Below are 15,852 nucleotides of genomic sequence, written 5' to 3'. Positions count from 1 at the left end.
GCCGATCCGGCCTGCATAGGATCTACTATGACGAGAATCTGGAATTCGGCTCCGAAGATCCAGCCGACGCGGCGAAAACCACCCGCGTCCTCACCATCATGCTGCCCGAGGATTACTGATTCTCGGCGGTCCGGAGCACCGTTCTCCGCAGAGTAGTGACCTCAGCGGTCGAACGACCGCAATCGCCACCATTGCCCCCAATCACTCACAGAAAGGAGCTTCCCGATGGGCTCCGCCGACCGCCACATCAAGGCGATCTGCAAGCTGTTCGACGCCTGCCAGTATCGTCACGATCGCTACACGCTGTTTTCGGATTTCATCGAAGCCGCAGCGATCAGCCTGTCCAACAGTGTCGATCTCACCCAGAGCCAAGCCCGCGAGACGCGCTACATGGAGATTATCGGGCGGTACGACCGCGACGTCATCGACACTTTCCCGCGCATCTTCGCAGAAGTCACCTTCGCGATGGAGGCCGAGACGTGCGACGTGCTGGGCCGCGTGTTCGGCGAGCTCGGTCTCGCCAATGCCGCCCGCGGCCAGTTCTTCACCCCCTACAGCATCTGCCGGATGATGGCGACCATGACCGCGGACTCGTGTCCTGAGGACAGAATCGCAAAGGAGGGATTTCTGACCCTTTGCGAGCCTGCCTGCGGGGCAGGCGCCATGGTGATCGCGACCTGCGAAACGCTGCGCGACGCCGGGATCAACTATCAGCGGCACCTCCATGTGACCGCGATCGATATCGATCCACGCGCGGTCCATATGGCCTACATCCAGTTCACGCTGCTCCATGTGCCGGCAATCGTCATCATCGGCGACTCACTCGCCGGCACAACACGCGAACTCTGGTACACGCCCGCCCATATTCTCGGCGGCTGGAATGCAAAGCTCGCCGCGCGCGCCAAGTGCCATGCCGCAGATGCTCCATCGGATGGTGAGGCACCGGCCTCACTCCAGAACCGACAACCATTCCTTCCACCGCCTGACGGTTCCGCCAGTCTGCATACCCCTATTCAGCTGTCGCTCTTCCCGAGCGCGGGCAAGCCGCCGCAGCGCTGAGACCACTCGCATCGGCCGCTGCCGTCCCACGCCGCTTGATCCGGTTCCCGGACCCGCAAATTCGAAGAGTGGAGGGAGAGAAGGCGGGGTGGACCCAAGCCAAACAAGGAGACACGCTATGTCCGCTCAGTCGATCTACACCCACGCCCCGCTCGGAGCGCTTGTTCGATACAGCAATGGCCAGCCGATGCCGCCCGAATGCCATCGCAAAAAGCTTGCCGCATGGAAGAGCAGCAACGGGTCGGGCCGTGTCGTTCGCAAGACACACGAAGCGGTACGCCCGACCTACACCCACCCGGCCGGTTTCACGCTCCACGAAGGCAATTTCGGGAGCGAAGGCGTTATCGTCCTGGTGGTTCACAAAAGCTTTTCCGTCACCAGCACGCTCACCTTCGAGATCGTCGAAGAACCTGCGCCGGGTTCGGTCCGTATTCTCACCAGCTTCCAGGGCGAAGACGAGCTGCGCCATCTCGCTCCGGACATGGCTACCGCCGAGGACTGGCTTTCCAGCCATCACTATACCGGCGCGCGGCTCGAAATCGTAGGCGAGCATGAAGCCAGCGCTGAGACCCTAGGCCAGGCAGCGTGAACAGGGCAGGGGGTCACAGACCTTCCGACGAAGCACGCATGTGGCTTCTCGTGCGGATTCACGACCTCCTCTCCGCCTATCTTCTCGACCACTGCCCGGAAGAGCAGAACTGGGAAGACTTCGACGTAGACATCGACGCCCTGCGCACCGATGTGGCGACCCTACGCGACCAGCATTTGACGCAGATCGCCAGCCAGAACGAAGCGCACCCCTCACACCCGGTCAATCGGGTGTGAGGGCACGCCGGCACGACCGTTCCCCTTTTTTGATGAGGAAACTGACCGTGACCATCACACACCATGTCCATGTCTATGCCATCGTTCGCATCAAGCTTGCCGTGACCGCGACCGATCATTTCGACGCGATGAAACACGCCGACAGCATCATGACGGAGTCCAGTTATCCCGTGCGCCTCGTCCCCGGCGGATCATAAGTTCTCGACGCCGAACCCGCCGATGAAATCAGCGGCTACCTGGTCGACGAGACCGGCGACCCGCAGTTCGAGAAATCCCGTTTCTACGGATGCGACCACAAACCTTGCGACCTCGCTCAACCCGGCGCGTCGCCGGCGCAAGGGGAGGGGGAGGGAGAAGGGCGGAGCGTCGGCTGATCGTGTGATGTCCACCGGTTTCGGCGCCCTTTCGCCCCAAGCCGTCTTCCGAAAGGACCGCCGATGACCCAGCCATTCTCCAGCACCGAACCCCGCTTATGGAGCCAGACCCACTGCGATGACCGCGGCAATTTCGCCTATAGCGGGGACCTCTATATCGCGGGCGAGCATCTTCCTGATCTCTGCCGCAGGATCGATCTCCATCTGACACGAACTATCGTGGGCGCACGGTTTTCCGTTACCGGCGAGCGCTTCTCCGGCGGGCGCAGCATCCGCGTTGAGCTTCTCGATGCGCCCGGGGATCTTTCCGACGAGGACGCGCGCCGCGCCTTCGAAACCCTCATCAGCGACCAGGCGGAACGTTTCAATGTCGCGAATGGCAATCTTCTGCAGGACTATATGATCTGCTCATTCTTCCTGCGCGTGAGCATCGGCACAACCTATTGGTCAGCGCTATCCGCCAGACGCGGCCATGCCAATCCTGTCGAGGCTCGCATCCCACTCGCGCGGTTCAAGCGCCAGCTCAGGCCGGGCCACAAACTGAAACTGATTGCCGCGCGTGCCGGCCACCGGGCCCTCGGGACTATCCGGACCGTCACAGCAGTCCGCTCGGGCGACCTCATTCTCGAAGACCGGTCCTATCTCTCCTTCCCCCGTGCATCCGCTTTCGCCTGCGACGGCAAGCTCATCCGCATCGCGAACGGACGTGACGAGGATCCCGATGATCACCTGCTCTACGAGTGGATTCAGGACGCCGCCTGACCGATCGCTTTCAATCCCGCGCGCCTGCGGCGCACAAAGCGAAGAGGGATGGTGCGATTTGATCATGCAGATCTTCGGCGCACCCCACAACTCCGCCCTCTGATCCGCACGATCACATCACCGACAACCGCAACCACAGCCCGCGCTTTCGCGGGCTTTTTTGCATTTGGGAGGACCATATGCCTCGCCGACTTCATCAGCTGGCAGATCCGAATGCCGACGACAATCAATTCAGCAAGCTCCTGGTATTGCTCCGCGCCCTTCAGATCACCGAAGTGTCTTTCTCGCTTAACGGCGGCGGCGACCAGGGCGAAACCGACCTCGATCACGTGCGCTACCACGACGGCACCGAGAATATGTCTATCCCGGAAGTTCCGGTCGGGATCGACGCGGTCGGACGCCCTGCCATGCTCTGCTATGCCCTCAGCGAATTCGCGGCCGATCTTCCTGAAGGCGATTGGTGCAACAATGAGGGCGGCTATGGCACCGTCACCATCCAGCCCTTCGCTGACTGCCCCTGCGACTGCGACATGACCTATCGCCAGGATGGGGACTGGGAAGACGACGACGAACTTGATGACGACCTGGAGGCATTCGTCCTCGACCCCGAGACCGCGCCTGCCGGCCCGCCCGCCATCATCATCGGGGAGGCACAGGCATGAGGCACAACAACCCATCCTTCGAACGCTGTCTCGCGCGCGCCGCAACCACCCTGCATCGCATCGTCCCTCAAACCACACGGCTGCGATCGGACCCACTCGACCTTGCGGCGACCCTGATCGCGCTATCCCGCTGCGAAATCCGCTTCACGCGGCGTGAAGGCGCGCTCGCACCCATGATTACAATCCATCCTGATCCAGCCCACTCTCCCAAAGCGATGATGCTTATCGACCAGTTCAGCACCGCCATCCTCCAGACAATCCATAGTCCCAATACCCACTTCTCCATCAGCCTCGAACAGACCGTCAACGACAGCGGATATCTCGATCTCGTCACCGATCTCGTTCTGTCCGGCGCCGACCACCGCCGGATCACGGACATGACGCAGACGATCGGAACCGCGATCCTGCAACTGCGCGAGCGCTTGGTCGAACTTATGCAGGCCCATCTGCGCGCCATCTTGTTTCGTGACCTTGGTTATCGCTCCGGCAACAAGATCCTTTCGCTCGGTCGCATCATCCACTGGGCGCTCGCAACCGATCTCGAAGGTGACCCGGGTCGCAAGACCGTGATACGCAACCGCGGCCAGGCGCTAAGCCTCTACGGCGCCGTCGCCACCATCCTGCTCAAGCCGGAGGTCACGGCCGCGATCGATGCCGCGCAGCCCCTCAAGCCGGTGCTAGCCGCCGCGGTCGGCATCAGCGAAGCGCAATTGCGCCGCCTGCGCCGTGCAACGCCCAAAGACGCTGCATACAACGCCCTCTATGACCATATGCCCGCCGTGCGCGCTCTGGTCCGCCACGACATCCCCCTCGAACAATGGCCGGACAGCAGTGAATGGGGCCGCCGTGTCTGGGAGCAAAGTAACTGCGATCCTCTTTTCCGGCCTGACTACCTCGATAGCTCGGTCGAAACCCGCGATACGCTCCAGGCGCTGCGCGAGGATCTCCTCTACCCACTCGCGGGCGCACGTCTCGAAGCATTGGGCCTATCTCGGCGAATCCACGCGCTCGACAATTTCGTGGCGACCCTGGGCGTTCCACTGAAACTCTGCGACACCGCTGCCCATCGCAAACTCCTGCAAAGCTTGCATCGTGGGATCATCGGACCCCGCAGGCCGCGCTCGTTCCAGAAGGCCATCGCGAAATGGCACCGCCGCGCAGCCAGCGCCGCCGCGCTGCGCCATGAGAACAATGCCGATCGGCCCGGTTGGCCGGCGCTCTGCCCGACCTGGCAGTCCCCCTGCGGGCCGCATAGCTTCATACCGCTCACCAGCGCGCAAGCCCTTGTCGATGAGGGCAATGCGCTCAACCACTGCGTTGGTGGATATTATTCCCAATGCCGGCGGGGCGACACCCAGATCCTGTCGCTGCGGTCCGGCTCCAACCATGTGGCGACCCTCGAACTGCTGATTACCGACTTGCCGGGCAATTCCCTCAATATCAACGTCGGCCAGTTCAAGGCCCGTGGAAATGTCAGGCCCAACCCCGAAGCCTTCGCAGTGCTACGCGACTTCCTCGCCGACCTGCGCGACGGGCTTCACCCGGTGGCGATCAAGGAACTTGCCGCGCATCGCGATGCCGTAGCCGATGCCGATGACTACTATTATCGGCGTAGCAGGCTCACCCTCGACCATGCCCGCCGCGCCTGGCCACTCTACCGCGTTCTGCTCCCGCGTGGCGCGCCGGAGACCTACGACGAATGGTGCGAGCATTCCGGACTCACCGCCGCGCTCGATGATATTCTCAGCGCGCTCGCTCGATCGCTCTGCACCTCCGATCAAAGAGAACTCTATTATGAACCCTTTTGATCACGCGCGCTCTTCCGCGCGAGTCCATGGCGGCCGCTGGCAGGATTACCACCCGATCCACGCCTGGTTCGACGCCACCAAGGCCGCACACTGCCATTTTACACACCGCGCGCTGCGCCACCACCACGAAGGGATCGCCGAAGCGGTTACCGTCTTCGGAGACACGATCACCAACGCGGATGGCGCAGAAATCGAGGTTCGTGCGATCGCCGTCCAGCATATCGAGGAAGACTGCAGCTATCTTCCCTCCGCTGCGGATTGGCTCGACGATTTCGACACGCCAGACTGGCTTCACGTCCCGATGCCCGACGCAGAACACCTCTCCCGAACCAGTGCGCGGCGCTTCGGCGGCGAGGAAACCGACTATCTTCCGCTTCATCGCTGGTTTCTCGAAACAGCATCGTGGGCGAACACGCCCGCCCACCTCATATTTCGTCACCATGCCTTCGGAATATATGAGGCCGAACACCGCTTTGGGCCGGCGATCGACAACGGTGCATCTGGAGCACCAACGCGTGTGGTTGCCGAACAGCATGTCCGTACGATGCTTGGCCGCATGCCCGCCGCGCCCGATTTCCTGCGACGGCTGAAGGGCCAGCGTTGGATGCTTCAGGCGACCTCACCGGCATTGGTCGGCTTGACCTGATACTCCGCTGCACAAGCAACCGCGGGGGAGAGGGAAGGGGGCGAGGAATGGGAGCCGGGATCGGAATGCCGGTCATTCCACCGGATTTTCCCATTTTTTTGGAGGGCTGCACCATGGCCAACAACTATCTCAAACTCTCCTTCGTCTTGACGCCGACGGGTGAGGAAGAAGCATTGCTCGACGAATGCCACGCGCTGTCGGAAGAACTTGCCGATATCGACGAAGATGACCTGGCAGCACGCTACGATGCGATGTCGGACGCCTTCAAGGCAGCCTTCCCGCCACCGCCGGATCAATCGGAGGAGCCGGACCAGCCCCCGCCCGATCCGTTCGCATCCTTTCTCGAGCTGTTCAGCGATCAGGATTTTCCAACCTTCGACTGCGAGTATTTCGGCAGTGCGGAGGTTGACGGCTATCTGATCGCCGGAACTCAGGCAGATCCCCATGCGATCGCCAGCCTGATCCAGAAATGCGCACCCAGCGTTCTGCCCTTCGGTTTCGAGTGGTCCCAGGATTGCGACCGCCTGCGGCCCAGCGAATTCGGCGGCGGCTACTACATTATCACCGACGATGATATCATCGGCGGCAGCACAAGCTGGCTTATGCGCGGGCAGATTGACGCGCTGAAGGAGCCCCCAATCACTCACACAAACAGCGTGACGCTCAAAACAGTCGTCAATGACCCCCAGGCCCTCTGGGATCAGACGTTCAAGCTCTTCATTCGCGACCATCTGCCATACAAGGTGTTCGACCCATCAGAGCCCACTCGGCTCGCCGATGAACTGCTCGACAAGTTCACCGCGCTATGTGGACCACGCGACCATGCCGATCCCGCTGCTTGTCTGCGCATTTGCTTCGATCCACGCGACGATATTCCCGGCGTCGAGCTGGTAAAGATCACCGCCGCCGCCCAGGATGATCCCCAATCCCTCGATATCGAAACCTGTCTCGTCCTCACGACCGGACATATCACCCAGGAAACCGCGCAAAAGCTTGACGACTGGGGTTCGCGCGGAAGGCTCGACGTCCCCCTGACCATCGGCAAGACACCCTACGGCTGGTTCATCCCGGTTTCCTGCGCCGACCCCGATACACTTGGAGGCCTGCCGGCCGATCTCCTGGCGGTTATGCGTTTCACCCTGACTCGCGGTTGCGATCATCTCCTGCTCGACTGCGACGGACCGGCCGTCGACGGACTCGACTCCTATGAGTGGTGAACGGCTGCCCCACGCTATGCAGCGAACAGTCCACTTGCCCCTCAGAGAGGGTCTACGAACACTCGCCAATGCGGCACAAACTGCTGCACATTACGCGGCACATACGGCGATCAAGACAATTGGAGGCAGAGGAGAGGGGGAATGGGAGGGTTACGCCCCCCTATGCCTGGAGTTCCTTATGCCAATCTCCGACAACGGTCCGCCACGCCATACCGACGGCCGGATAGACCGCCGCTACTGCATCCGGCTTGAATTCTGCGGATATGCCGAACGCCGCTTCGTCATCCGTTTTTGCGATACCTATGTTGGCAATGCTCCGATGCGCGCCGACGCAAACGCCCTGGCACGGGCCCATTCGAGCGAGCGGCGCCGGAACATGCTCGAATGAACGCCACCTATTCCGTTTCATCAACAAAAACGGCGAAGCGTATGACGGCCTCCCGGCCGACAACAAGAGGAGGGGGAGGAGCAGGTGTGTTCCCATTCATAGGAGACACCCGATGTTCGATCCCGCCGCCCGTCACCATAAGGCTCTAGCCGCCCGCTCTATTGCCACGATCGCGGAAGCGCTCACCACGCTCAACGCCGCAGTTGCGGATTGCGAAAAGTCCCGGCACCAGATCGATCAAGATCCCGCCGTGCTTCTGCTCGCCCGCCACATCGGTTGCCTTGCCCTTGAAGACAGGCCCGAACAAGCCGTGCTGCGCACGGCCTGTATGGAAGCCATCTCCGCCCTCGGGAAAACCCCGATGCTGATTGCACTGGCCAAACGAGGCGTCTCCTACGACGCTGATGCCAAAGCCACCTTCCATGCCGAGGGACGCAAGGCCATCAAACGCCTCGCTGCTGCCCTCGGCCTTGCCCGTGGAAGCCACCAAGTGCGTTTCTGCCAGGGCGGCATCGCCGTCGCCGGTGAAATTATCCTTCACTCCGATCAAATCTATGTCCAGCTCTCCATCGGACTGATGGGCCGTGGCCACGATGTGATGTTCCGGCGTGTCGAGGGCCGAAACGACTATACTGGCGGCCCCAATCATTGGGCTTCGATCGACGAGCTCCTCGATCCTGACACCCTGGCAACCCGCATACGGCATGAATTGCGCCTCGATGGCCCCGCCGATCTCGCCGCCTGACGCGGCACGTTCCCCAACATCCCGATCATATCCGGAGACGCAACATGCGTATCAGCCATCTCCAGGCGCTCGCCGATATCGTCCTCGGCGATCCCGAAGCGCTTGCGCTTGCCTATCACGAAACCATCACCGGCGCCGAGCCGGTCTTCGAAAGCGATGCGGCGCGCGGCCGCTTTGCGGTCGCGCTCAAAGCGGTTGGCATAGCGACCGACGCTGCGCGTTTTCAAGCGGCTTATGCGAAGCTGCAACAGAGTGCCGACCGAAAAGACGAGCCGGTTGAGCCGGCCTGCCGCGATTGCGGAAGCACCAACCTGACACGCGACGCCTTCGTGGCCTGGGATAGCGATACCCAACAATGGGTGCTGAGCGCGACCTACAAGTCCACCACCTGCCATGCGTGTGACGCCGAGAGCGACGATCTCTGCCGTTGGAAACCGATCAAGGATCGCCTTGACGAACTATCATCGCCGGCATCGCAATGACGGCCCCCGCCAGTCCGCCGGTCATCGTCGCCTGGGGCGCCGGCGTCGACTCCACTGCCATGATCCTCGAAATGGCAACACGGCGCGAACGCATCGACATGGTGCTGATCGCGCAAATGCCAGAAAAACCCGAGACCCAGGCCTTCATTCCGGCGTTCCGTCGCTGGATGGACGATCGCGACATCCCAAATAAGATCGTCGTCAACAGGCCGCGGCGTTTCGGCACATCCCCGGCCTATTTTGACCTTCTCGAAGCCTGTCTGGTCAACGGCGCTCTCCCATCGATCGCCTTCGGCCGGGGAACCTGTTCGCTCCGCTGGAAGGTCGGCCCACAGGATGCCTGGACCAAAACCTGGCCCCCGGCACAGAAGGCCTGGGCTGCCGGTCAGAAGGTGATCCGGCTCATCGGTTTCGACAGCAGCCCGCGTGACAGCCGCCGCTATGCCCACGCCGAAAGATATTCCAGCAGTCTCTACACCTATCGCTACCCGCTGCGTGAATGGGGCTGGGGCCGCGACGCCTGCAACGAACGTATCCGACAAGCCGGGTTCGAGGTGCCGGCAAGCTCGTGCTTCTTTTGCACGGGCATGCAGTGCAACGAGGTTCGCGCTCTGCCCGCATGGTGCCTGAGGCTCATCATCCTCATGGAAGCCCGCGCGAAGCCGCGGCTGAAATCCTGCGAAGGACTATGGCGCTCGACCACCAAGGGCTTGCGCGGCCGTGAGGCGCGGCCTGGATCAATGACCCGGTTCATTCGCGACGAAGGGCTGCTCCCCGCTCATGAAATCGACTGGATCGCCGGCGAGGCGAACGCAGACCTCGCCGCATTTCTCAGCCGTGCCGCCGCACTTCCCCTCGAAAGGCGCCCGACCATGCGCAGCTGGATCAACGGGTTCATCGCCCATGAGGTTCGCGCTCCCGACCCCCATCCCGAAAAGCAGGAGGATCGAAGGCAATATGATGCTGAGCCGCGCCAGCCATTCCCGATCCCACCACCCTCACAAGCGCGGGCGCACAAGACAAATCCCGATTTCTCCGCCCGCCGATCCGGTCAGGAGTGGAGGGGGAGGGGAGTGTCGGGCTGCGAAGAAGCGCCCCCGACACATGGAGACTGACCAATGGCCACACAGAAGATGAACATCGGCCCCGTGCCCTACGACGAAGCCTGCGCCCAGCTTGGCTCGACCCCCGACTTCGCCGAAGTTGCCCGCGCCGAGTGCCATGCCTATCGCGCCGCGCTTATCGCCCACTACGGCTGCCCACCCGAAGGGGCTGAACTGCGCATCATCGGGTCACCTCATGACTTCGGGACATACTACGAAGTCTACGTCGTCTACGACGCCGAGATCGACACCGCACTCGATTATGCCCTCATCGTTGAACAGGGCCTCGCCCGCTGGGAGGACGCCGGTTTTCCCGCCCCATTCACTTATGGCGCGCGCGCCAGCACCGTCGAACGCCATTTCGAGAGCCTCACGCAGCTTGTTGCCGCCGTCATCGCCGGCCTCGATGCCGCAGGTGCCGAAAAAGGCGAAGGGCGCGAACGGCTCGCCCAAACATGGCCCGATGCGGCGGCTATCGCCGCCTCGCCTGTCAACACCACTGACTGAGGTTCGAACACCACCGGGGCCGCTTCTCAATTGTCGCGTCGCGGCCCCGGCTCGGCCACGCTCCCGCGGTCCCGGATAATAGCAGCCCAGCGATCGAGCAGCAGTGCCGCTCCCATGTCATGGCGCGCGATATCCAGGCCACGGGTTTCCATTTCCAGTGCAATCGCCTTGACGCAGCGCGCGCTTTCCTCGCGGACCGCACGTTCACTGATCGCCGCCATCACCCCAATCGCATGAGCAATGGCATCGCCCGGCAACGCATTATCGGCCCTTTTTTCGTCCTTGCACGGTTCCGTATCCAGCAGCGCCAGCACCGATCTCAAATGATAGGTCGCAGCTGCATCGCTCGCGATGTCGGGCATCCCTAGCGCTTCGCGCACCAACTCCCGCGCAGCCTCGCGATCCTGTCTCATGGTCACCACCGGATCCTTTGGGATGCCCAAACATGCACAGCGTTCTACTTCCTCTATCTCAGCACCATCTCGCAAACAGCCGGTAGCGACCGTCCAACTATGGACGTCGCCAGCCCGAAACCGGACATTGGAAACCTGAAAAGAAGCAATCAGGCGCGAACACCTTTGGGCCTGGGCCTTGGACATACGTGTCCGCTGCCCGGTAACCGAAGCTGCCGGCTTGCTTCTTTTGGGAAGGTTTCCACGCCTTCACCCGCGTCTCCGCGAGCGGTTTCAAACTATGGCAAAGCCGCCCGGAATACAATCGAACATTGCACCCTCCGGTCGCCTCCGGCGGCGAGACGGGAAAAGAGCTAAGGGGGAGGTGCATCGTTGAGAGCGCTCGTCCGGCTCTTTGCCGCATCAGCCTCGTCGCCCCGCACGACAGGCTACCGGCCCCCGAATCCCGTCCCGAAACACTGGTGCAGGAGACACCACCATGGTGATTACCTTTCACTTCGGCGCAGCCGGCCACCCCGTCAGCTGGATCCTCCACGGGGTCTATGGGACTGCCTATGGCGTGGCGCTCGCCGCTGCGCGCACCTGGCACGCTCGCATGCTCGAAGAACGACAAATAAAAACGCCGCCGGGCGGACAGTTCGTCATTGCCGTCAATGGGGACTCAGTCGTCCGATCCGACCTCTTGTTTGAGGCCGATTATTTTTGCCGCCATCAGGAGCCCGACGACTGCTCGTGGCTGTGCCAGTTCCAGGGATTTCCCCTCGCAATTCCCGAACAGGCCAAGCAGGTCGTAACCGATGAACTGCGGCGACGCCTCATCGACATCGGATTCCTCATCCCTCGCGCCGAATGGGAAGCCCGATACCCCCAGCAAGCCGACCTCTCGCGCCAGTTTCGCGCCCTCATGCAGCGCGATTGCACTTCACCTTCCAACGATAGGAGTAACCTGACATGAGCCGATACGAACCCAAAGCGCATGCAGATGCCGTCCGCACGCATGGGCCGCTGACTATTGGCATTGGCTGGGACGCCCCCCTCAACACCTATTTCGCCGCAGTCCATAGAGACAACGACAATGTCGACGACGAGCATCGCGAGATTCTCTGGATCGGGACCTCTTACGGTGAGATCGCAGAGCCGGAGACTGTCATCGATGCGATCACGCACTTTGCGGATGTCGATGGCGACCTGGCAGCAACCCTTCGCGCCGACCGGCTTCGGGAAGGTCACCGTCCGCGCTCGCCCTGGATTCGCTAAGACCCCTGATCACAGGGCGCGTTCGCGCCCGCTGACAGGTGAGGGGGAGACGGGGCTGCGAGCTGCGATCATGCGGCTGCGAAGGAAACCGCGATGACCCCCACCGCTCCGAGCGAGCCTGCCTCGCAGGTCACCCTGAACCCGGAACGCCCGCGCCCGCCGACGCGTGCCGAGCGCGCCAACCCCATCCTTCTGCTCCCCGCGATGCACCAGCTCCGGGCCCTCGATCCCGACGTACAAGCGTGCTTGCGCGACCTGTTGCTCGATCTTCAGTGCGATGCCCGATTGCGGGCAAGGGCCAGCTGGGACGCGCACAAACCGCCTATGGCGGCCTACTGGGCCGCGGTGGGCGTTTATTCCGGTCATATCGCCCGCGTGCTCCGTCGAAATACGCAATCCGGTCGACGGCGCCAGCCGGATTTGTTCGGGAAGGCCGAATAACATGTCGTGCGATCAACCAGGCGCCCGCGCGACAGCGGCCCCGCGTCCACCGGAATGGGATGATCCACCCGGTTACGACCGCAAGCTTGGCCGAATGCGCACGCCGAGCGACGACTTCTACGACCACCGAATGCTTGTCCTCCAGCGCATCCGCCGATCTCTCGCCACATCGAGGAAATGATCGCTTGCGTGCGTCGGCCTCACTGGCCGACCCCGGACGATCACATCATCACCGCCAGCTCGAAAGGAACACCATGGCCGAACCCTTCGCCGCCCAGAACGCCATCAGATCGGCACCCACAATCGTCCGCATCCCGCATATTTTCCTCGATTGCGATGGCGTCCTCGCTGATTTCGACACTTACGCCCGCTCCTATTTCGGTATGCATCCGCGCGAAGTGGAGGCCGAACTGGGCTCCAGACGCTTCTGGAAGATGCTCGAAGCCAAGGGCAACTTCTATCGGGATCTGCCACTGATGCACGACGCGCGAACCCTGTTCGACGCTGTCTCGCATCTCAATCCGACCATCCTGACCGGATGCCCCCGCGGCAACTGGGCCGAAGCGCAGAAGATCGCATGGGCACAGGCCTATTTTCCCGGCGTTCCCATCATCACCTGCCGCAGTGCGGACAAGCGGGATCACGCTATGCCTGGCGATGTGCTGATCGACGACTGGCCGCAATATCGTCACCGCTGGATCGAGAAGGGCGGCGTATTCATCAGCCACTATGACGCGGAATCGTCGCTGGCGACATTGTGGGCACACTATCCCGAGCTGGTCGCATGACCTTCGAAAACATGTGCCTCGACGAGCTGCTGCTCTGCATGTCGGCCAAAGCGACCCAGTTCGAAAAACTGGCGGCTGCTAGCTATACCTCGAATCTGCTCCGACGCGCGGCGGCTCTTTTGAACATGCTCGAAAGTGAACGCGGCGCACTCGCAGCGACACTGGATGCCGCATGCCTCGCGCGCGACACCGTGGGAATTCTCGGGACCCCCGCCGAAGCGATCACCATGCTGGGCGAGGAGAACGCCGGGCTCCGAGCCGAGCTCGGCACCCTTCGAGCTATGCCATCCAGGTCCACGCCATGAACCATCAGCACCAGTTGACGCAGGAACAGCGCGATTGGCTGACCGTTCGCATCCAGCAACTTCGTTCCCGAATGCGAGCAGCCGGTCCGTTCCGTCAGGCAGGTATCCATCGAACCATTGAAGGCATGAAGCAACAGCTGCGCTCAGGGATCTGGAAGCCCCACGACCTCACCGGCGATTCCGGCATGGGCACCACGCGCTCGTCTTCCGCGCCCATCTCGAATGTAGCATGGCCCGCTCCGCCGCCGTCGCCGTTCTGCAGTCCTGCCTCGAGGATCACGCCCTCGGTTGACTCGCCCGGCGACATCGCTGACCATCCCGATCCATGAACGTCGCACCCATGATCCATCCCGAAGTCCGACAGGCGGTGGCGCGATTGTTCGACCTCGCACAAAGCGACACGGGCCAGGCACGCCGGGTCGCGGATTTTCTCATGGCATGGTGGAATGCGACGGATTTCGGTGGCTTCGACATCGCCGACCTCTTCTCTCTCGACCGTGCCGTTGCCGCCGACATGGCCACCGTCTTTGCCTTCCTCGGTAGCCACCCCGGTGCGATCTACGCTGACGCCTTCGAACTCGAAGACGCGATGAAAGCCCTCATCGCGCTCTGGCGACCCCAGATGATCACACAAGAGGGTGCCGACAGTGCCTGACCGCGGCGCAGTGGCAAACGTGGCGCTTACCGCACCGGTGCTCCGCGTGACATATTGAATTACCCTCAACCCATCGGGTCATTTCGGTAACCGAGAGACCCCCGGATCGGCGTGACGGTCGCGCGACGATCGAGCGCGCAACCATACGCTGATTCAGCCCGCCATTCCGCAATCGCACCCGTGATCGTCCCGTCCGGGCGGTTCGATGCGATCCCGCCGGTCCCGAAGGGACCGGCGCGAAGGGACCGGCGGCCGCAAAATTACGGCCCGGCGCACACGAAAACACGCACGCGAAATCCGGCTTCCTCGTCTCTCATCTTACCGGAAATCGCGCCCTTCCCGGAGATCCATCCATGACCGTTCGCAAAGCCGCGCGCTGGTCAGCGCGCGAACTCGCCCTGTTGCGGGCCCACTATCTGACCGAAGGGAGCGATGTCGCCGCCCGGCTGCCTGGGCGCAGTTGCCACGCGATCCACGTGATGGCGCACAAGCTGGGGCTGGAGACCACCCACCGCAGTCCTGCGCCCACCGCCCGGCTACAGGGTGCCGCGCTCGACGAGGCGATCCGGCTGCGCGAAGTCGACAAGCTTTCTTTCGCCGCAATCGGGAGGCGCTTCGGGATATGCGAAGCGAGTGCCTGCAACGCCGTAACGATCGCCCTTTGTGTGCGACGCGGCTATCGCCCCGCCGAGCGAGACGCGCGCGGCCGCCTTACGCCCGCCGGCATCGATCGGTTGCGCTACGCGCTCAAGAAAGGCCTGAAAGGGATCGATATCCAACTGCGCCTTGGCGTTTCGGCCGCATGCGTCTCCGAGCAGCGGCGGCGCTACAGCCGCGAGCTGCTGGCCCGCGGCAAAGCTCCACTCCCGCCGCCCGGCGGCGGCGACGCCTATTCGGGCGTCAAATTGACTTCAGCGCAGCGCAAGGCGGTCGAAGCGCTGTTCATGGAGGGGTTCGGGACCACCAAGGTCTCCCAGCGGAGCGGCGTTTCCAAAACCAGCTGTATCCGGATCCGTGAGCGCCTCGTGCGACGCCTGCGCCGCAAAGGCCAGTCCCTGCCCGGATGTGACGCGGCTGGCGTTCGGCATATTCACGCGGAAAGCGCACGGTTCGTCACCGATGAACAGCGGCGATTGCTGCGCGCGATGTTGCTCGACCGCATACCCGTTCGGCGTGCCGCCCTTGATCTCGCGATCGGGGGCTCCACTGCCTATCGCATCCGCGACGAACTCGCCGCTGAACTCTCCCGCGTGGGGCAGGCGCTTCCCTCGCCCAATTTTCCCGGACGAGTTCGGTCGCACGCCGCTCCTGACCCCTTCTGGCCCCCGGCAAACCCCAAAGAGATATTTGCCTTCCGCTGTCTACTCCAGACAATGGGCTTTGCAGAGGCCAAGGACCAGTGGCGGGAGACCCGG

Annotated in this window: 24 protein-coding genes; 23 read left to right on the top strand and 1 reads right to left on the bottom strand. The window is 62.5% G+C overall.

Annotated features, from left to right (window positions below; all coding sequences use genetic code 11):
- The 15 genes from L858_RS21725 to L858_RS20345 form a co-directional block, all read left to right on the top strand.
- The coding region (locus L858_RS21725; RefSeq protein WP_152639852.1) for a DUF3768 domain-containing protein at positions 1-119 on the top strand (119 nt) is incomplete at its 5' end.
- A 106-nt stretch (positions 120-225) separates the two neighbouring features.
- Complete coding sequence (locus L858_RS0115705; RefSeq protein WP_022684105.1) at positions 226-1,059, top strand: N-6 DNA methylase; 834 nt, start codon at positions 226-228, stop codon at positions 1,057-1,059.
- Positions 1,060-1,177: 118 nt separating this feature from the next.
- Positions 1,178-1,648, top strand: coding sequence for a hypothetical protein (locus L858_RS0115700; protein ID WP_022684104.1), 471 nt, complete (start codon positions 1,178-1,180; stop codon positions 1,646-1,648).
- A gap of 38 nt (positions 1,649-1,686) precedes the next feature.
- Entirely contained in the window at positions 1,687-1,884 is a 198-nt protein-coding gene (locus tag L858_RS0115695; protein ID WP_022684103.1) for a hypothetical protein, read from the top strand.
- Positions 1,885-1,931: 47 nt separating this feature from the next.
- Entirely contained in the window at positions 1,932-2,081 is a 150-nt protein-coding gene (locus L858_RS22495) for a hypothetical protein (RefSeq protein WP_338010741.1), read from the top strand.
- Between the two features lie 240 nt (positions 2,082-2,321).
- Positions 2,322-3,020: a hypothetical protein gene (locus L858_RS0115685; protein ID WP_022684100.1), complete on the top strand. Its 699-nt coding sequence runs from the start codon at positions 2,322-2,324 to the stop codon at positions 3,018-3,020.
- A 179-nt stretch (positions 3,021-3,199) separates the two neighbouring features.
- Positions 3,200-3,682, top strand: a complete 483-nt coding sequence (locus L858_RS0115680) for a hypothetical protein (RefSeq protein ID WP_022684099.1) — start codon at positions 3,200-3,202, stop codon at positions 3,680-3,682.
- A complete protein-coding gene (locus L858_RS0115675) occupies positions 3,679-5,490 on the top strand; it encodes a PcfJ domain-containing protein (protein ID WP_022684098.1) in 1,812 nt (603 codons plus the stop codon). Before L858_RS0115680 ends, L858_RS0115675 begins: the two co-directional genes overlap by 4 nt.
- On the top strand, positions 5,477-6,136 hold the full coding sequence (locus L858_RS21040) for a DUF6915 family protein (RefSeq protein ID WP_028056209.1): 660 nt from the start codon (positions 5,477-5,479) through the stop codon (positions 6,134-6,136). The genes L858_RS0115675 and L858_RS21040 overlap by 14 nt, the downstream gene beginning before the upstream one ends.
- Before the next feature lie 47 nt (positions 6,137-6,183).
- Entirely contained in the window at positions 6,184-7,353 is a 1,170-nt protein-coding gene (locus tag L858_RS21035) for a DUF5983 family protein (RefSeq protein WP_051132667.1), read from the top strand.
- A gap of 178 nt (positions 7,354-7,531) precedes the next feature.
- Complete coding sequence (locus tag L858_RS0115655) at positions 7,532-7,741, top strand: hypothetical protein (protein ID WP_022684096.1); 210 nt, start codon at positions 7,532-7,534, stop codon at positions 7,739-7,741.
- Positions 7,742-7,853: 112 nt separating this feature from the next.
- Positions 7,854-8,486: a hypothetical protein gene (locus L858_RS0115650; RefSeq protein ID WP_022684095.1), complete on the top strand. Its 633-nt coding sequence runs from the start codon at positions 7,854-7,856 to the stop codon at positions 8,484-8,486.
- A 44-nt stretch (positions 8,487-8,530) separates the two neighbouring features.
- Positions 8,531-8,968, top strand: a complete 438-nt coding sequence (locus tag L858_RS0115645) for a hypothetical protein (protein ID WP_022684094.1) — start codon at positions 8,531-8,533, stop codon at positions 8,966-8,968.
- Positions 8,965-10,083, top strand: a complete 1,119-nt coding sequence (locus tag L858_RS20350; RefSeq protein ID WP_022684093.1) for a hypothetical protein — start codon at positions 8,965-8,967, stop codon at positions 10,081-10,083. Before L858_RS0115645 ends, L858_RS20350 begins: the two co-directional genes overlap by 4 nt.
- Before the next feature lie 3 nt (positions 10,084-10,086).
- The gene (locus L858_RS20345) at positions 10,087-10,578 is read left to right on the top strand and encodes a hypothetical protein (RefSeq protein WP_022684092.1); all 492 of its coding nucleotides are present in this window, start codon (positions 10,087-10,089) and stop codon (positions 10,576-10,578) included.
- A gap of 26 nt (positions 10,579-10,604) precedes the next feature.
- On the opposite strand, the gene L858_RS0115630 is transcribed toward L858_RS20345, so the two are convergent.
- The gene (locus L858_RS0115630) at positions 10,605-11,177 is read right to left on the bottom strand and encodes a hypothetical protein (protein ID WP_152639850.1); all 573 of its coding nucleotides are present in this window, start codon (positions 11,175-11,177) and stop codon (positions 10,605-10,607) included.
- Between the two features lie 292 nt (positions 11,178-11,469).
- Between L858_RS0115630 and L858_RS0115625 the strand changes: the two genes are divergently transcribed.
- The 8 genes from L858_RS0115625 to L858_RS0115590 form a co-directional block, all read left to right on the top strand.
- The gene (locus tag L858_RS0115625) at positions 11,470-11,946 is read left to right on the top strand and encodes a hypothetical protein (protein ID WP_022684090.1); all 477 of its coding nucleotides are present in this window, start codon (positions 11,470-11,472) and stop codon (positions 11,944-11,946) included.
- A complete protein-coding gene (locus L858_RS0115620) occupies positions 11,943-12,248 on the top strand; it encodes a hypothetical protein (protein ID WP_022684089.1) in 306 nt (101 codons plus the stop codon). The genes L858_RS0115625 and L858_RS0115620 overlap by 4 nt, the downstream gene beginning before the upstream one ends.
- 93 nt (positions 12,249-12,341) lie before the next feature.
- Positions 12,342-12,689: a hypothetical protein gene (locus L858_RS0115615; protein WP_022684088.1), complete on the top strand. Its 348-nt coding sequence runs from the start codon at positions 12,342-12,344 to the stop codon at positions 12,687-12,689.
- Positions 12,690-12,943: 254 nt separating this feature from the next.
- Positions 12,944-13,477 carry a 5' nucleotidase, NT5C type gene (locus L858_RS0115610; protein ID WP_022684087.1) on the top strand — a complete coding sequence of 178 codons (534 nt, stop codon included), beginning with the start codon at positions 12,944-12,946 and terminating at the stop codon, positions 13,475-13,477.
- On the top strand, positions 13,474-13,782 hold the full coding sequence (locus L858_RS0115605; protein WP_022684086.1) for a hypothetical protein: 309 nt from the start codon (positions 13,474-13,476) through the stop codon (positions 13,780-13,782). Before L858_RS0115610 ends, L858_RS0115605 begins: the two co-directional genes overlap by 4 nt.
- Complete coding sequence (locus L858_RS21720) at positions 13,779-14,111, top strand: hypothetical protein (RefSeq protein ID WP_147367368.1); 333 nt, start codon at positions 13,779-13,781, stop codon at positions 14,109-14,111. The genes L858_RS0115605 and L858_RS21720 overlap by 4 nt, the downstream gene beginning before the upstream one ends.
- Before the next feature lie 11 nt (positions 14,112-14,122).
- Complete coding sequence (locus L858_RS0115595; RefSeq protein WP_022684084.1) at positions 14,123-14,437, top strand: DUF7673 family protein; 315 nt, start codon at positions 14,123-14,125, stop codon at positions 14,435-14,437.
- A 353-nt stretch (positions 14,438-14,790) separates the two neighbouring features.
- Positions 14,791-15,852: hypothetical protein (locus L858_RS0115590; protein WP_022684083.1), on the top strand; the 1,062-nt coding region annotated here is incomplete at its 3' end.

This window comes from Sphingobium bisphenolivorans (assembly GCF_000412635.1).
GTDB lineage: Bacteria > Pseudomonadota > Alphaproteobacteria > Sphingomonadales > Sphingomonadaceae > Sphingobium > Sphingobium bisphenolivorans.
The sequence above is the reverse complement of the archived record's forward strand: the minus strand, read 5'-3'. Positions and strand labels throughout refer to the sequence as shown.

Coding starts and splice junctions, on each gene's coding strand:
- L858_RS0115655 (WP_022684096.1), top strand. CDS start 7,532: ATGCCAATCTCCGACAACGGTCCGCCACGCCATACCGACGGCCGGATA.
- L858_RS0115705 (WP_022684105.1), top strand. CDS start 226: ATGGGCTCCGCCGACCGCCACATCAAGGCGATCTGCAAGCTGTTCGAC.
- L858_RS0115610 (WP_022684087.1), top strand. CDS start 12,944: ATGGCCGAACCCTTCGCCGCCCAGAACGCCATCAGATCGGCACCCACA.
- L858_RS0115680 (WP_022684099.1), top strand. CDS start 3,200: ATGCCTCGCCGACTTCATCAGCTGGCAGATCCGAATGCCGACGACAAT.
- L858_RS0115675 (WP_022684098.1), top strand. CDS start 3,679: ATGAGGCACAACAACCCATCCTTCGAACGCTGTCTCGCGCGCGCCGCA.
- L858_RS0115645 (WP_022684094.1), top strand. CDS start 8,531: ATGCGTATCAGCCATCTCCAGGCGCTCGCCGATATCGTCCTCGGCGAT.
- L858_RS0115620 (WP_022684089.1), top strand. CDS start 11,943: ATGAGCCGATACGAACCCAAAGCGCATGCAGATGCCGTCCGCACGCAT.
- L858_RS0115650 (WP_022684095.1), top strand. CDS start 7,854: ATGTTCGATCCCGCCGCCCGTCACCATAAGGCTCTAGCCGCCCGCTCT.
- L858_RS21035 (WP_051132667.1), top strand. CDS start 6,184: ATGGGAGCCGGGATCGGAATGCCGGTCATTCCACCGGATTTTCCCATT.
- L858_RS0115695 (WP_022684103.1), top strand. CDS start 1,687: ATGTGGCTTCTCGTGCGGATTCACGACCTCCTCTCCGCCTATCTTCTC.
- L858_RS20345 (WP_022684092.1), top strand. CDS start 10,087: ATGGCCACACAGAAGATGAACATCGGCCCCGTGCCCTACGACGAAGCC.
- L858_RS21720 (WP_147367368.1), top strand. CDS start 13,779: ATGAACCATCAGCACCAGTTGACGCAGGAACAGCGCGATTGGCTGACC.
- L858_RS0115595 (WP_022684084.1), top strand. CDS start 14,123: ATGATCCATCCCGAAGTCCGACAGGCGGTGGCGCGATTGTTCGACCTC.
- L858_RS0115625 (WP_022684090.1), top strand. CDS start 11,470: ATGGTGATTACCTTTCACTTCGGCGCAGCCGGCCACCCCGTCAGCTGG.
- L858_RS0115700 (WP_022684104.1), top strand. CDS start 1,178: ATGTCCGCTCAGTCGATCTACACCCACGCCCCGCTCGGAGCGCTTGTT.
- L858_RS0115615 (WP_022684088.1), top strand. CDS start 12,342: ATGACCCCCACCGCTCCGAGCGAGCCTGCCTCGCAGGTCACCCTGAAC.
- L858_RS0115630 (WP_152639850.1), bottom strand. CDS start 11,177: ATGTCCAAGGCCCAGGCCCAAAGGTGTTCGCGCCTGATTGCTTCTTTT.
- L858_RS0115685 (WP_022684100.1), top strand. CDS start 2,322: ATGACCCAGCCATTCTCCAGCACCGAACCCCGCTTATGGAGCCAGACC.
- L858_RS21040 (WP_028056209.1), top strand. CDS start 5,477: ATGAACCCTTTTGATCACGCGCGCTCTTCCGCGCGAGTCCATGGCGGC.
- L858_RS20350 (WP_022684093.1), top strand. CDS start 8,965: ATGACGGCCCCCGCCAGTCCGCCGGTCATCGTCGCCTGGGGCGCCGGC.
- L858_RS0115605 (WP_022684086.1), top strand. CDS start 13,474: ATGACCTTCGAAAACATGTGCCTCGACGAGCTGCTGCTCTGCATGTCG.